15 protein-coding genes are annotated in these 13,193 nt (G+C 69.9%); 9 read left to right on the top strand and 6 right to left on the bottom strand.

Translation table 11 applies throughout. The features are described 5' to 3' along the window. The first annotated feature begins 51 nt into the window (after positions 1 to 51). The 3 genes from HFP15_RS29550 to HFP15_RS29540 are packed head-to-tail and all read left to right on the top strand — an operon-like array spanning position 52 to position 2,755. A complete protein-coding gene (locus HFP15_RS29550; RefSeq protein ID WP_168520050.1) occupies positions 52 to 927 on the top strand; it encodes an AAA family ATPase in 876 nt (291 codons plus the stop codon). After that, complete coding sequence (locus tag HFP15_RS29545) at positions 924 to 2,276, top strand: vWA domain-containing protein (protein ID WP_168520049.1); 1,353 nt, start codon at positions 924 to 926, stop codon at positions 2,274 to 2,276. The genes HFP15_RS29550 and HFP15_RS29545 overlap by 4 nt, the downstream gene beginning before the upstream one ends. A gap of 17 nt (positions 2,277 to 2,293) precedes the next feature. Beyond that, positions 2,294 to 2,755 (top strand): mycothiol transferase, encoded by a 462-nt coding sequence (locus tag HFP15_RS29540; protein WP_312871809.1) that lies wholly within the window; start codon positions 2,294 to 2,296, stop codon positions 2,753 to 2,755. Between the two features lie 58 nt (positions 2,756 to 2,813). On the opposite strand, the gene HFP15_RS29535 is transcribed toward HFP15_RS29540, so the two are convergent. Next, positions 2,814 to 3,491, bottom strand: a complete 678-nt coding sequence (locus HFP15_RS29535) for a maleylpyruvate isomerase family mycothiol-dependent enzyme (protein WP_168520048.1) — start codon at positions 3,489 to 3,491, stop codon at positions 2,814 to 2,816. Between the two features lie 83 nt (positions 3,492 to 3,574). On the opposite strand from HFP15_RS29535, the gene HFP15_RS29530 reads away from it, so the two are divergent. From HFP15_RS29530 to HFP15_RS29520, 3 genes are all read left to right on the top strand, one after another. Then, positions 3,575 to 4,135 (top strand): TetR/AcrR family transcriptional regulator, encoded by a 561-nt coding sequence (locus HFP15_RS29530; RefSeq protein WP_168520047.1) that lies wholly within the window; start codon positions 3,575 to 3,577, stop codon positions 4,133 to 4,135. 69 nt (positions 4,136 to 4,204) lie between these two features. Then, positions 4,205 to 5,053: a non-homologous end joining protein Ku gene (gene ku / locus HFP15_RS29525; protein WP_168520046.1), complete on the top strand. Its 849-nt coding sequence runs from the start codon at positions 4,205 to 4,207 to the stop codon at positions 5,051 to 5,053. 95 nt (positions 5,054 to 5,148) lie between these two features. Further along, positions 5,149 to 5,337: a hypothetical protein gene (locus HFP15_RS29520; protein ID WP_168520045.1), complete on the top strand. Its 189-nt coding sequence runs from the start codon at positions 5,149 to 5,151 to the stop codon at positions 5,335 to 5,337. Positions 5,338 to 5,345: 8 nt separating this feature from the next. Here the strand turns inward: HFP15_RS29520 and HFP15_RS29515 are convergent, their stop codons facing one another. Further along, positions 5,346 to 6,236 carry a 2-hydroxyacid dehydrogenase gene (locus HFP15_RS29515; protein WP_168520044.1) on the bottom strand — a complete coding sequence of 297 codons (891 nt, stop codon included), beginning with the start codon at positions 6,234 to 6,236 and terminating at the stop codon, positions 5,346 to 5,348. Then, positions 6,233 to 7,522 carry an MFS transporter gene (locus HFP15_RS29510; RefSeq protein ID WP_168520043.1) on the bottom strand — a complete coding sequence of 430 codons (1,290 nt, stop codon included), beginning with the start codon at positions 7,520 to 7,522 and terminating at the stop codon, positions 6,233 to 6,235. Before HFP15_RS29510 ends, HFP15_RS29515 begins: the two co-directional genes overlap by 4 nt. Before the next feature lie 120 nt (positions 7,523 to 7,642). Here HFP15_RS29510 and HFP15_RS29505 point away from each other — a divergent pair, with 120 nt between their 5' ends. Both HFP15_RS29505 and HFP15_RS29500 read left to right on the top strand, forming a co-directional pair. Further along, on the top strand, positions 7,643 to 8,383 hold the full coding sequence (locus HFP15_RS29505; protein ID WP_168520042.1) for an IclR family transcriptional regulator: 741 nt from the start codon (positions 7,643 to 7,645) through the stop codon (positions 8,381 to 8,383). A gap of 99 nt (positions 8,384 to 8,482) precedes the next feature. After that, positions 8,483 to 10,234, top strand: coding sequence for a proline--tRNA ligase (locus HFP15_RS29500; RefSeq protein ID WP_168520041.1), 1,752 nt, complete (start codon positions 8,483 to 8,485; stop codon positions 10,232 to 10,234). 242 nt (positions 10,235 to 10,476) lie between these two features. Here the strand turns inward: HFP15_RS29500 and HFP15_RS29495 are convergent, their stop codons facing one another. Next, on the bottom strand, positions 10,477 to 11,007 hold the full coding sequence (locus HFP15_RS29495) for a DinB family protein (RefSeq protein WP_168520040.1): 531 nt from the start codon (positions 11,005 to 11,007) through the stop codon (positions 10,477 to 10,479). Further along, entirely contained in the window at positions 11,000 to 11,671 is a 672-nt protein-coding gene (locus tag HFP15_RS29490; RefSeq protein WP_312871808.1) for an HAD family hydrolase, read from the bottom strand. The genes HFP15_RS29495 and HFP15_RS29490 overlap by 8 nt, the downstream gene beginning before the upstream one ends. 105 nt (positions 11,672 to 11,776) lie before the next feature. Between HFP15_RS29490 and HFP15_RS29485 the strand changes: the two genes are divergently transcribed. Then, complete coding sequence (locus HFP15_RS29485; protein ID WP_210718034.1) at positions 11,777 to 12,790, top strand: ABC transporter permease; 1,014 nt, start codon at positions 11,777 to 11,779, stop codon at positions 12,788 to 12,790. Here HFP15_RS29485 and HFP15_RS29480 read toward each other — a convergent pair. Then, positions 12,728 to 13,138 carry a YjbQ family protein gene (locus tag HFP15_RS29480; protein ID WP_168520039.1) on the bottom strand — a complete coding sequence of 137 codons (411 nt, stop codon included), beginning with the start codon at positions 13,136 to 13,138 and terminating at the stop codon, positions 12,728 to 12,730. The two genes, HFP15_RS29485 and HFP15_RS29480, sit on opposite strands and share 63 nt — an antisense overlap. Positions 13,139 to 13,193 lie beyond the last annotated feature (55 nt).

Genomic DNA, 13,193 nt, shown 5'->3' with positions numbered 1-13,193 from the left:
ACCGGGCGAGGGGGCGGAGAATAAGCGGACGCTCGTACGCAGGGAGGCGCGATGCAGGAACCGCTGTTCGGTTCGGTCGATGAGGTGGTCGAGCGGCTCGCCGGGGCCGGATACCTGGCCTCCACACCGGTCGCGACCACCGTGTTCCTCGCCGACCGGCTCGGCAAACCGCTCCTGGTCGAAGGCCCCGCCGGTGTCGGCAAGACCGAACTGGCGCGTGCGCTGGCCGAGGCGACCGGCAGCGAACTGGTGCGCCTGCAGTGCTACGAGGGCATCGACGAGGCCCGCGCGCTGTACGAGTGGAACCATGCCAAGCAGCTGCTGCGCATCACGGCCGGCCGTGACGAAGGCTGGGAAGAGACCCGCGACCAGGTGTTCAGCGAGGAGTTCCTGCTGCCCCGGCCGCTGCTCAAGGCGATCCGCAACCCCGACCCGACCGTGCTGCTGATCGACGAGACCGACAAGTCCGACGTCGAGATGGAGGGCCTGCTGCTGGAGGTGCTCGGCGACTTTCAGGTCACCGTCCCGGAACTGGGCACGATCACCGCGACCCGGCGGCCGTTCGTGCTGCTGACCTCCAACGCGACGCGCGAGCTTTCCGAGGCGCTCAAACGGCGCTGCCTGTTCCTGCACCTGGATTTCCCGTCGCCGGAGCTCGAACGCGACATCGTCACGCTCAAGGTGCCCGGTCTCGACGCGGAACTGGCCGAATCGCTCGTACGCGTCGTCGGCGCGTTGCGCACCATGGAACTGCGTAAGGCGCCCTCGATCGCCGAGTCGGTCGACTGGGCACGCACCCTGCTCGCGCTGGGCGCGGACACGCTCGACGAGCAGGTGGTGGAGGACAGCCTCGGCGTGATCCTGAAGTACCAGGCCGATCACCACAAGGCCGCCGCCGAGCTGAAACTGGACCGGCTGCTGGCATGAGTGGGCTGCCGACCCGGCTGGTCGAGTTCGTCGGATCCTTGCGGGAGCACGGAATTCCGGTCGGGCCGGGCGAGACCGTGGACGCTGCCGCCGCCGTCGACGTGCTCGGGCTGGCCGACCGCGAGCAACTGCGCGCCGCGCTCGCCGCGACCGTGCTGCGCCGGTCCGGGCAGCGCGCGACCTTCGACGCGGTGTTCGATCTGTACTTCCCGGCCGCCGTCGGCACCGCCGAAACCGCGGCGGAGGTCGAGGATCTCGAATCGCTGCGCAACGAGCTGGTCGCCGCGATGGGCGAGGGGGATTCCGAAGGCATGCGCGCGCTGGCCGGCGCGGGGGTGGGCGAGTACGGCCAGTACGGCTCCACGGGCGGGATGAGCGGCTGGTCGGCGTATCAGACCCTGTCCAGGATCCGGCCGGATTCGTTGCTGGAGCGGGTACTCGAGGCGATCCGCGGGGAACAGGACGAGGGGCTCGGCGAGGCGATCGCACAGCGCGAGGCGCGGTCGCGGATCGCGGAGTTCCGCGAGTACGTGCAGGCCGAGGCGCGCCGCCGCACGGCCGAACTCCGTGGCAGGGACCGGATTTCCAAGCACGCCGTCGCGCCGCACACCGAGCTGGTGAGCTTCACCAACGCCAGCCGCGACCAGATCGCCGATCTGCGCCGCACGATCCAGCCGTTGTCGCGCAAGCTCGCGACGCGCCTGTCGACCCGTCGCCGCCGCACCCGGCGCGGCCAGATCGACCTGCGCCGCACGCTGCGCCGGTCGCTGGCCACCGGCGGGGTGCCGATGCGCCCGGCGATGCGGGACCGGCGGCCGGGCAGGCCGGAACTGGTGCTGCTGTGCGACATGTCGGGCTCGGTGGCCGGGTTCGCGCAGTTCACCCTGCTGCTGGTGCAGGCGCTGGCGGACCAGTTCTCGAAGGTGCGCAGCTTCGCGTTCGTCGGGCTGACCGACGAGATCACCGACATGGTCAGCGCGGGCGCCGCCGACCCGGAAGGCCTCGCGCGGCGGATCATGACCGAGGCCCGGCTCACGAAATGGGGCATCAACAGCGACTACGGCGATTCGCTGCGCAGTTTCGTCGAAGAATGGCCCGATGTCGTCGGCCCGCGCACGTCGGTGCTGATCCTCGGCGACGGCCGCACCAACGGCGGCGATCCGAACCTCGTTGCCGTGCGGCGCATCGCCGAGCGGGCGCGGCACGTGTACTGGCTCAACCCGGAGGCGCGGTCCAACTGGGGGACCGGCGATTCGGCGGCACTGCGCTACGGCAAGCTCGTGCCGATGTACGAGTGCCGCAACCTGCGGCAGCTGTCCCGGCTCGTGACGGAGCTGCTACCCGGCTGAGCCCCTAGGGTGGAAGCGTGCTGATCACCTCGGAGGAGTACCTCTTCTACGCGGATCGCGCGCTGGACGGCATGGCCGCGATCCTCACCGAACTCGGCGACGAGCGCGCGAACACCCGGCCCGGCCTGCCCGGCGCGAACACGCCGTTCGGGCTCGTCACGCATTGCCTCGGCGTGCTCGAGTTCTGGGCAGGCAAGCTCGTCGCGGGCAGGCAGGTCGAGCGCGACCGGGACGCCGAGTTCACCGCGACCGGCGCGGTGGCCGATCTCGTGGCGCGTGTCGAGGCGGCGAAGCGGCAGCTGCGCGAGGACCTCGCCGTCGCGGACTTCCGGGCGCCGCTGCGCGGTCCGGTGCACGCGCACTACCAGGGCACGGTCGTCGAACAGTCGCAGGGCGGCGCGCTGCAGCACGCGTACGAGGAACTCGCGCAGCACCACGGTCAGCTCGAAGTCACCCGCGACCTCCTGCGCGGTCAGTGACATGCCGATGAACCCCACCGTCGCGGCCGCCGCCGGCGACGGACCCGGCTGACCTTGGCTACAGCCAGCGGCCAAGGTCCGGGGCGTCCAGCGGGCCGCGCCCGGCGAGCCAACGGCAGATGTCCGCGGCCTTGCCGCCGATGACCTTGCCGTCCTCGCCGATCCGCCATTCGCGGGTGCGGTCGTCGGGGCGCAGCACGACGGGCGGGCCCTGGTCACGTGCGGCGCGGGTGCCGGCGATGTCGGTGATCAGCGCGTCGATCAGCTCGGCGGGGAAGTCGGTGAACCCGAAGCCCGTTCCCAGGTCCACGGCGTGAATCCACAGCTCGCGCGTGCGCATCCACGGGATCTCCGTCGCGGGCACGGTCCGGCCCTGCGCCGTGCGGACCTCCGCGTTCCAGTCGGTCAGTGCGGCGAGCTCGCGGCGCAGCCGCTCGTCGGATTCGGTGGCCAGCGTGCGCAGTTCGATCGGCGACAGCTTCGCGCCGTCCTCGATCTCCTCGTTGCGCGCCTCGGGGCTCGCGTACATCCGCGTCTCTTCGCCGGTGCCGGCCCAGTGCACGAGCCGGGAAAGGGCTTTGGCGTTGTAGCCGACGTGCGCGACGAGATGTGCGTTGGTCCAGCCAGGCAGCGTGCTCTGGTCGGCGAAGGCGCGGTCGGGCAGCTGCTCCAGCCGCTCGAGGAAGATCCGCGAGCCCTCGTCGACCCACGCGAGCCGTTGGGTCAGCTCGGTCATGCCGCCAGCCTAGGAATCTTTCTTCAGGCTGGGAACAACTTTCCACTGTGGAGAACAGTACAGTCGGCACCGGAGGAGTGAGGATGGATCGCGAGACCGCACGGGTGCGGCTGCTCGACGCGGCCGAGGACTTGTTCTATACGCGCGGCATCCAGACGGTCGGTATGGACGACATCCGCTCCGCCTCCGGCGTCTCGCTCAAGCGCCTCTACCAGGTGTTTCCCGCCAAGGATCAGCTCGTCGAGGCCTATCTGGAACGCCGGGACACGCGTTGGCGGGCGCGGCTGGCCGTGTACGTGGACACCGTCGAGGACCCGCGCGAACGGATCCTCGCCGTGTTCGACTGGCTCGAACGGTGGTTCGCCGAGCCGGGCTTCCGCGGCTGCGCGTGGATCAACTCCTTCGGTGAACTCGGCGCGGTCTCCGAGGCCGTGGCGGCGCAGGCACGCCGCCATAAGAGTGCATTCCGGTCCTACCTCGGCGGTCTGGTCGGTGAGGCCGCATTGCCCACCGAACTGACCGACCAGCTGCTCCTTCTGGCCGAGGGAGCCATGGTCACCGCGGGGATCTTCGGCCGAACGGACCCGGCGCGCCACGGCAGGACGGCCGCCGCGGCGCTCGTTCGGGCGGCAAGTCGCAACTAGTCCACGGGCGCCGCAACGCGTACGGTCGTGACCAGGAGCTACGTCTCCGTGAGCGGGAGGGCGCTTGCGATGCGATCGATGTGGAAGGGATCCGTTTCGTTCGGGTTGGTCACGATTCCGATCAGCCTGTACGCGGCGACGGAGAACAAGAACGTCTCGCTGCGCCAGGTGCACGCGAGCGACGGCGGGCGCATCCAGTACAAGCGCTACTGCTCGATCGAGAACGTCGAGGTGCCCTACGCCGACATCGCCAAGGGCTACGAGCTCGACGACGGCGAGATGGTCGTGATCACCGACGACGACCTCAAGGAGCTGCCGCTGTCCAGCTCCAACGTGATCGACGTGCTGGAATTCGTGCCGCTGGAGGCCATCGATCCACTGCACTACGACAAGCACTACTACCTCGAACCGCAGAAACCGGCGGTGAAGCCGTACGTGCTGCTGCGCGACGCGCTGCACAAGTCCGGTCACGTGGCCATCGCCAAGGTCGCGTTGCGCCAGCGCGAAACGCTCGCGCTGCTGCGGGTGCACAACGACGTGCTGGTCATGACCACCATGCTGTGGCCGGACGAGGTGCGCACACCCGACTTCGGTTTCCTCAACGAGGACCCGCCGCAGGTGCGCTCGCAGGAGCTGGCCATGGCGGGTTCGCTCATCGACTCGCTGTCCGAGCCGGTGTTCGACCCCGGCAAGTACACCGACAGCTACCGCGAGGCGCTGGAGTCGATGATCGAGGCGAAGGTCGCGGGCAAGGACACCAGGAAGACGCCCAAGCGCGCGGCGAAGTCGGAGGTCGTGGACCTGATGGCGGCGCTGGAGGCGAGCGTGTCCGAGGCGAAGAAGGCCCGCAAGCCCGCCGCGCGCAAGACGCCCGCCAAGAAGACCACGACGACCAGGCGTTCTTCGAAGAGTGCCTGACGTCTCGGCGACACGCCGGAGCGTCCTCCCCGCCTTCCGCCGCCCTGGGTGATACCAACGGGAGTTGCCATGACCCCCGGCGGAAGGTGTCGATCATGGACCACCTGGATCGTTGCGACGGCACCCTGATCCAGCACGAGGACACGTTCGTCGAGTGCACCGACCCGGACTGCACCGACCTCGACCTCGTGCGGCACCGGCTGACCATCTCCTGCGAGGAGATCGACGGCGGCTGCGCGTGCACGGCCACGCTGGAGATCGAGGAGTACGCGCAGGCCTGCTGACCGGGCCGTCAGCGGACCACGTTCTCCAGGGTCTCGTCCTTCGCGAAGTGCGCGAGCTGCCGTTCCACGAGCCGCTGGGCACGCGGATGGAACGACGCCGAGCCGCCCCCGATGTGCGGGGTGATGACGGCGCCCTCCAGTGTCCACAAGGGATGGTCCGACGGCAGCGGTTCCGGGTCCACCACGTCGATCGCGGCACGCAGGCGCCCCGCGGCCACCTCGGCGGTCAGCGCGTCGGTGTCGACCGCGGTGCCACGGCCGACGTTGACGACCAGTGCCGCATCGGGCAGTGCGGCCAGTTCCCCGGCGCCGAGCACGCCACGCGTCGCGGGCGTGTCCGGCAGCACGAGAACCACGATGTCAGCGGTGGGCAGCAGCCGGGGGAGTTCATCGATCCCGTGCACGCCTTCCCGCGCGCTGCTGGCGACCGGCACGACCTCGGCCTCACCGGCCACGAGGTAGCGCTCGATCGCCTTCCCGATCGAGCCGTACCCGACCAGCAGCACGCGAGAGTCGGCCAGCGAGCGCGTGTGCTCGCGGTCCCACGAACCGACCCGCTGCTGCGCGAACCAGCGCGGCATGTCGCGCTGGGCGGCGAGGATCAGCGCGAGCGTGTGCTCGGCGACGCTGAGGTCGTGCAGCCCGCGCCCGTTCGCGAGCAGCACGCCCTCGGGCAGCAGCGGTAGCAGGTTGTCGTACCCGGCGGAGAGCGTCTGGACCACCCGCAACGACGGCAGCCGCGGAATGAGCTTCGGCGGCTCGGCGCCCCGGTCGTAGGGCAGCACGTAGAACTCGACGTCGTCCAGTCCCGGCGGCGGTGCGCCGGTGCCGTCCCAGACCGTCGCCTCCAGCTCGCCCGGCACGGCGATATCCGGCCAGGGCAACAGAACGCGGGTCATGCGGTCCTTTCTTTTCGTTTCGTGGGCACCACCAGTAGCACGACGGCGGCCGCGGCCATGGTGGCGGCGAGCATCAGGAACGCGGCGGCGGAGCTGCCGGTCGCGTTCTTCAGCCAGCCCACCAGATACGTGCCGAGGAAACCACCGAGCGCCCCTGCGGCGTTGATGACCGCCACCGCGACACCCGCCGTGCCCTGCGGCAGCAGTTCGGAGATCATCGCGAAGAACGGGCCGTACGGCGCGTACAACGCGATCGCCGCGACGATCAGCAGCACGAACGACCACCAGAACCGGTGCGCGCCGAGCAGGTACGAACCGTAGAAGGCGACCGCGCCGCCGAGCAGCCACGGCCACACGAAGTGACGGCGCGCGCCGAGCCGGTCGGAGCTACGGGAGTTGAACAGCATCGCGACGACCGCGAACGCGTACGGGACGGCCGACAGCAGCCCGGTGGCACCGATGCCCGCCGAGGATCCGGCCTTGACGATCGAGGGCAGCCAGAACACGAAGCCGTACACGCCGATGCTCCACAGCAGGTACTGCACCGCGAGCAGCAGCACCGCGGGCGAGGTGAAGGCCGCGCGCAGGGGCCGGTCGGTCCTGGTGACCTTCGCGAGTTCGGCCTGTTCGGCGGTGATCTCCTGCTCGACGGCGTCGCGTTCGCCCGGGGCGAGCCAGGCGGCGTCCGCGGGCCGGTCGCGGACCTGCGAGCGGAAGTAGAAGGCCCAGATCAGCGCGGGCACACCCTCGACGATGAACATGCCGCGCCACGAGGTCGCCTCGACCAGGTAACCGGACACGGCCGACAGCCACAACACGGTGACCGGATTGCCGAGGATCAGGAACGCGTTCGCGCGGCCGCGCTCGGCCTTGGTGAACCAGCGCGCGAGCAGCACGACGAGCGCGGGCAGCACGGCGGCCTCGACGGCGCCGAGCAGGAACCGCACCACGATCAGCGCGACGACGTTGCTGAGCAGGCCCTGCAACGTCGCGAGCACGCCCCAGGCCAGCACCGAGTAGAAGATCAGGTCCCGCACGCTGCGGCGGTCGGCGTAGAGCACGCCGGGCACCTGGAGCAGGAAGTAGCCGATGAAGAACGACGCCCCGATCAGGCCCGACGTCGCGCTGGTCAGGTGCAGGTCCTTGGACATCCCGCCGGCGGTCGCGATCGAGAAGTTCGACCGGTCGAGGTAGGCGAGGCTGTAGGTGACGAAGACGATCGGGATCAGGCGCAGCCAGCGCTGCCGCCCGAGTACGGCCGTCCCCGCCTGCTCGACGGTTTTCATCGCTTTCTCCTGTCGCCGTTACTGTCGCCATTGACGAGCTTTCCGTAATATGGAAAGCTATTCCGTAATACGGTGAAGTTGAGTGTGCTTCGCCAGGACTTGTCGCGTCAAGGGGGCGATATGGCGGATATGGTCGGCAAGGCCCTGCGCCTGCTGTCGCTGCTCGGGAGCTACCCCGAGGGCGTCGCCCTGTCCGAACTCGCGCGCGTCGCCGGATACCCGGTCAGCACCACGCACCGGCTGCTCAGCTCGCTGCACGGTGAGGGGTTCGCGAGCAGCGATCCGGCGTCCAAGCGCTACTCGCTCGGGCTGCGGCTTTTCGAGCTGGGACAACAGGTTTCGCACGCGCGCGGTTTCGCGGGCGTCGCGCTGCCGGTGATGAACCGGCTGTCGGCGGAGACCGGGGAGCCCACGCTGATGGCCGTGCTGGACGGGCACAACCAGGTCTACGTGCACACCGTGCAGGGCAGCAGGCGGTTGCAGATCCGGGGCGAGCCCGGCGAGCGTGGTCCGCTGCACTGCACGTCGATGGGCAAATGCCTGGTCGCGTTCGCGCCGCACCGGGACGAACTGGTGGCGAGCCTGGAGCTGACCCCGCTCGCGCCACGCACGATCACCTCGCGCGCGGCGTTCGCCGCCGAGATCGACTCGGTGCGCGAGCAGGGTTTCGCGATCGCCGACGAGGAGCACGAGGCCGGTATCCGCGCCGTCGGTGTGCCGATCCGCACCCCGGACGGCACCGCGATCGCGGCCCTGTCCACGGCGGGTCCGGCCTACCAGCTCAGCGTCGACGATCTGAAGGGTTTCGTGCCGGCGTTGCGCGAGGCCGCGCGCGAGCTGGCGGCGCTGCTGCCTCGTTAGCCGTCCCGCTCGGATAACCGGATGCGGAGACCCCTGGGGGGTTGACTACGCTGTGCTGAACGAGTATCAGCGCCGCAGCGCACCGCGAGGAGAATCCCAGTGATCACCAGGATGTCGTCGTTGTTCCTTCGCACCCTGCGTGAGGACCCGGCGGACGCCGAAGTGCCCAGCCACAAGCTGCTGGTCCGCGCAGGCTACGTCCGCCGCGTCGCGCCGGGCGGGTACTCGTGGCTGCCGCTGGGCCTGCGCGTGCTGCGCAGGATCGAGGACGTGGTGCGCGAGGAGATGGACGCCATCGGCGCCCAGGAGATCCAGTTCCCCGCGCTGCTGCCCCGCGAGCCGTACGAGAAGACCGGCCGCTGGACCGAGTACGGCGACGCCCTGTTCCGGGTCAAGGACCGCAAGGGCGCCGACTATCTGCTCGGGCCCACGCACGAGGAGCTGTTCGCGCTCACCGTGAAGGGCGAGTACAGCTCCTACAAGGACTATCCGGTCGTGCTGTACCAAATCCAGACCAAGTACCGGGACGAGGCGCGTCCGCGCGCCGGCATCCTGCGTGGCCGCGAGTTCGTCATGAAGGACTCCTACTCCTTCGACCTCGACGACGACGGCCTGTCGCGGTCGTACCAGCTCCACCGCGATGCCTACATCAAGATCTTCGACCGGCTCGGCCTCGAGTACGTGATCGTGGCGGCCACGTCCGGTGCGATGGGCGGTTCGGCGTCGGAGGAGTTCCTCGCGGTGGCGCCCACCGGTGAGGACACCTACGTGCGCAGCACCGAGTCGGGCTACGCGGCCAACGTCGAGGCGGTCACCACGCCCGCGCCGCCCGCGCAGTCCATCGAGGACAAGCCCGAGGCGCAGGTGCACTACACGCCCGGCACGCCGACCATCGCAACGCTGGTCGACTACCTCAACGACAAGACCGATCTCGGCCGCACGTTCACCGCGGCGGACACGCTCAAGAACGTGATGGTCAAGATCCGCAGGCCGGGGCAGAAGGACTGGGAGATCCTGGGCATCGGCGTGCCCGGTGACCGCGAGGTCGACACCAAGCGCATGGAGGCCTCGCTCGAGCCGGCCGAGGTCGCGCTGCTCGAAGAGTCCGACTTCGCCGCGAACCCGTTCCTCGTCAAGGGCTACATTGGTCCGAAGTCGTTGCAGGACAACGGGATTCGCTACCTGGTCGACCCGCGTGTGGTCACCGGCACGGCATGGGTCACCGGCGCGGACAAGGCCGACCACCACGTCGTGGACCTCGTCGCCGGACGGGATTTCACGCCGGACGGCACGATCGAGGCCGCCGAGGTCCGCGAGGGTGACGCGTCGCCGGACGGCAAGGGCAGCCTGGTCGCCGCGCGCGGGATCGAGATCGGGCACATCTTCCAGCTGGGCCGCAAGTACACCGACGCGTTCGAGGTGGACGCACTCGGCGCCGACTCGAAGCCGATCCGCATCACCATGGGGTCCTACGGGGTGGGCGTTTCGCGGCTGGTCGCCGTGATCGCCGAGCAGCACCACGACGAGCTGGGCCTGGTGTGGCCGCGCGCGGTGGCGCCCGCGGACGTGCACGTGGTGATCGCGGGCAAGGACGAGACGGTCGCCGCCGGTGCCGAGAAGCTGGCCGGTGAGCTGGATGCCGCGGGCGTGCGCGTGCTGCTGGACGACCGCAAGGCCACCCCGGGCGTGAAGTTCGCCGACGCCGAACTGATCGGCGTGCCGACGATCCTCGTGGTGGGCCGCGGCCTGGCCAAGGGCGTGGTCGAGGTGAAGGACCGCCTCTCGGGCGACCGCCAGGAGATCCCGGTCGACGACGCCGTGGCGCACCTGGTGAAGCTGGTCCGCAGCTGAGCCGGCGCCCGCCCGAGCGGCGGGCGACGGGTGGCAGCGGCAGGCGTGTGCAACCGGGCGAGGCAACAGCGCGGTGGGCACGCGATCGGCCAACGATGGCGCAGCCGAGCAAACGCTCAACCGGCAGCCGAGGACGGAACCGGCACCGAGCGGACCGGCACCGGGAAAAGATGCCTCGCCGGCGGGCAGGCTCGGGGATGACCACACCTGGCGGCTCTTTTTTTGTTGTTGCGCTTGCTTTTCTACTCGCCTGTTCGGCCGTCTATCGACTCGCGGATCAGGTCGGCGTGGCCGTTGTGCCTCGAATATTCCTCGATCATGTGGCAGAGGATCCAGCGCAGGTTCGGTGATCGGCCGTCTTGCCACGCGGCGGCGCGCGCCAGCTGGTCCAAACCGCCTTCCGCCAAGGCCGCGTCGACCATCTTGCGCGAGTGTGTCACCGACTCCTGCCACAGCGCGCGGAGTTCCTCCGGACTGTCGTCCGCGGCGGAGTGCCAGTCCCAATCCGGGTCCGCAGCCCAGTCTACTGTGGACCATGGCTCGCGCTGTTGTCCCCACAGTACCGCCGAAAACCAGCGGTCCTCCACATACGCCAGGTGCTTGAGCATCCCGCCCAGTGTCATCGGGGACGGGGCGAGCGTCGCGCGCAGTCCGGCCGCGTCCAGGGCTGCGCACTTCCAGTCGAAGGTCGCGCGCTGAAAATCCAGAAAGCCCTGCAGGGTCGCGGCTTCGCCGTCCGCGATCGGCGGCTCGGGGCGTTCCTCGTCAATCATGCAGCACCGCCTTGAGCACCGCCGGTGTGTCCGACAGATCCGCCAGCACGGTGTGCGCTCCGGCGTCGTGCAACTCGGCGGCCCCGAAGCGTCCCGTGGCGACACCGATCGCGACCGCGCCGTGCGCCAGTGCCGCTTCGATGTCGTGCGGGGTGTCGCCGATGACGATCACGGCGTCCGCGACGAAGCCCGCCTGCTCGACCGCGTGCGCCACCAGGTCCGGCCGGTGCGCCGACAACGATCCGTAGCCGCCGATCTCGAAATCGAGGTGGTGGTGCAGATCGAACGCGGCCAGCTTGTGCCACGCGACCTCCCGGAGGTTCCCGGTCACGAGCGACTGCACCGCACCGCCCACCGACGCGAGACCCGCCAGCGCCTCCGCCGCGCCCGGCAGCACGTGGCCGCCGCCGGCCATCCCCGGCATCGCCTCCTCCGACACCGCGATCAGCCCGGCCCAGACCTTCCGCACGACCTCCTCGTCCGGCTCGATGCCGTGCGCCTTCAACACTTCCGACGTGATCGCGAGCTCGGTCCGGCCGAAGAACGGCGGCATGCCCTCCATCGTGATGCCCACGACGTCGGCGAGCACCCGCGAGTACCAGTCGCGGCCCGCGCCACGCAGATCGATGAGGGTCTGGTCGATGTCCCACAGCACAAGTCGCACGAGACGACAGTACCGGCAAGTTTTTCAACAACCGTTGACCTCAATTGCGGCCGAGGTCTACCGTGGCCGTTAAATTCAACGGACGCGGAAAATCTGGAGGAAGCGATGTCGAGGGGAAAGCCGATGTGGTCGCTGGCCTCGCTCGCGGCGTTCGTCGGCGCCGCGGTCGCCATCGTGCTCGGCCTGGTGACCGTGGGGGTGCAGGCGACGGCCGGCCCACGTGGTCTCCCGGTCGCGGTGGCCGTGCCGGATTCGGCGCCGCCGCCGCTGCACGTGGCGGCCGAGCACGTGGCGCAACAGGGCGGGGGCGCGCTGGCCTGGCGGATCACGACGCCGGACGAGGCCAGGACCATGCTGGACGACAAGGACGTCTACGGAATCCTCGAACCCGGCAATCCGGCCACGATCGTCGTCTCGGGCGCGGTCAACCCGGCCGGCACGCAGATCGTGCAGCAGGCGCTGACCACGGCCGCCTCGGCCACAGGAGGCCCGGTGCGGGTCGAGACCGTGCACCCGGCGACCACCGCCGCGCGCACCGCACCGCTGGCGGCGAGCATCCTGGCCTGGCTCGGCTCACTCGCGGCCGGTGCCGTGGCGCTGGTGCTGGCCAAACGTTCCGGGCGCACGCTCAACCTCGCCGCCCGCCTGGCCCGGGTGCTGGGCAGCGCCGTGCTGATGACCACCGTGCTGGCCGGGTTCTTCAAGCTCTGGGACTCGTCGCTGCCGCTGGGCTGGGACGTGCTCGGCTTCATCTTCCTGATCACGGCCGCGTTCGCCGCGCTCCAGGGCGCGTTGCTGCGGCTGCTCGGGCTGGCCGCGATGGCGGTGCTGGCGCCGATGTACCTGCTCGCCCCGGCCGTGGCGGGTCAGGTGCCGGAAATGCTCAACCCCGCCTACAGAACGGCGCTGTGGTCCTGGACGCCGTTCCGGTTCTCCACCGAGGGCCTGCGCAGCATCATGCAGGGCACCCCGGGCGCGCCGGACGTGACGCTCGCGCTGTGGGTGCTCGGCGCGATGCTGGTCGTGGGCCTCGTCGTCGTGCTCTGGCCGGGCCGGTCAACCCCGAAGGTAGCTGAGCCGGACGCGGCGGACCGGGTTGTCGAGGTTGGTGTCCACTAGGCAGATCGACTGCCAGGTGCCCAGCGCCGGCGTGCCGCCGAGCACCGGGACGCTCGCGTAGGGCGGCACGAGTGCGGGTAGCACGTGGTCGCGGCCGTGGCCGCGGCTACCGTGCTGGTGCCGCCAGCGGTTGTCGCGGGGGAGCAGCTCGTCGAGCGCGCTGAGCAGGTCGTCGTCGCTGCCCGCGCCCGTCTCCAGGATCGCCAGCCCGGCCGTCGCGTGCGGGACCCACACGTGCAGCAGGCCGTCTTCGGCGTCCGCCTCGTTCAGGAAGCCCTCGGCCTCCTTGGTCAGATCGCGGACCACCGCCGTGCCGCCCGTGTGGATCTCGATCTCCTTGGAGTACATGACCTTCACCGTAGTTGCTCCCAGCATGTGGTACCGGAAATAACCGCGGCGCCCC

It is taken from the genome of Amycolatopsis acididurans (assembly GCF_012328925.1).
GTDB classification, from domain to species: Bacteria; Actinomycetota; Actinomycetes; order Mycobacteriales; family Pseudonocardiaceae; genus Amycolatopsis_E; species Amycolatopsis_E acididurans.
This window is presented reverse-complemented; position numbering and strand designations above follow the sequence as displayed.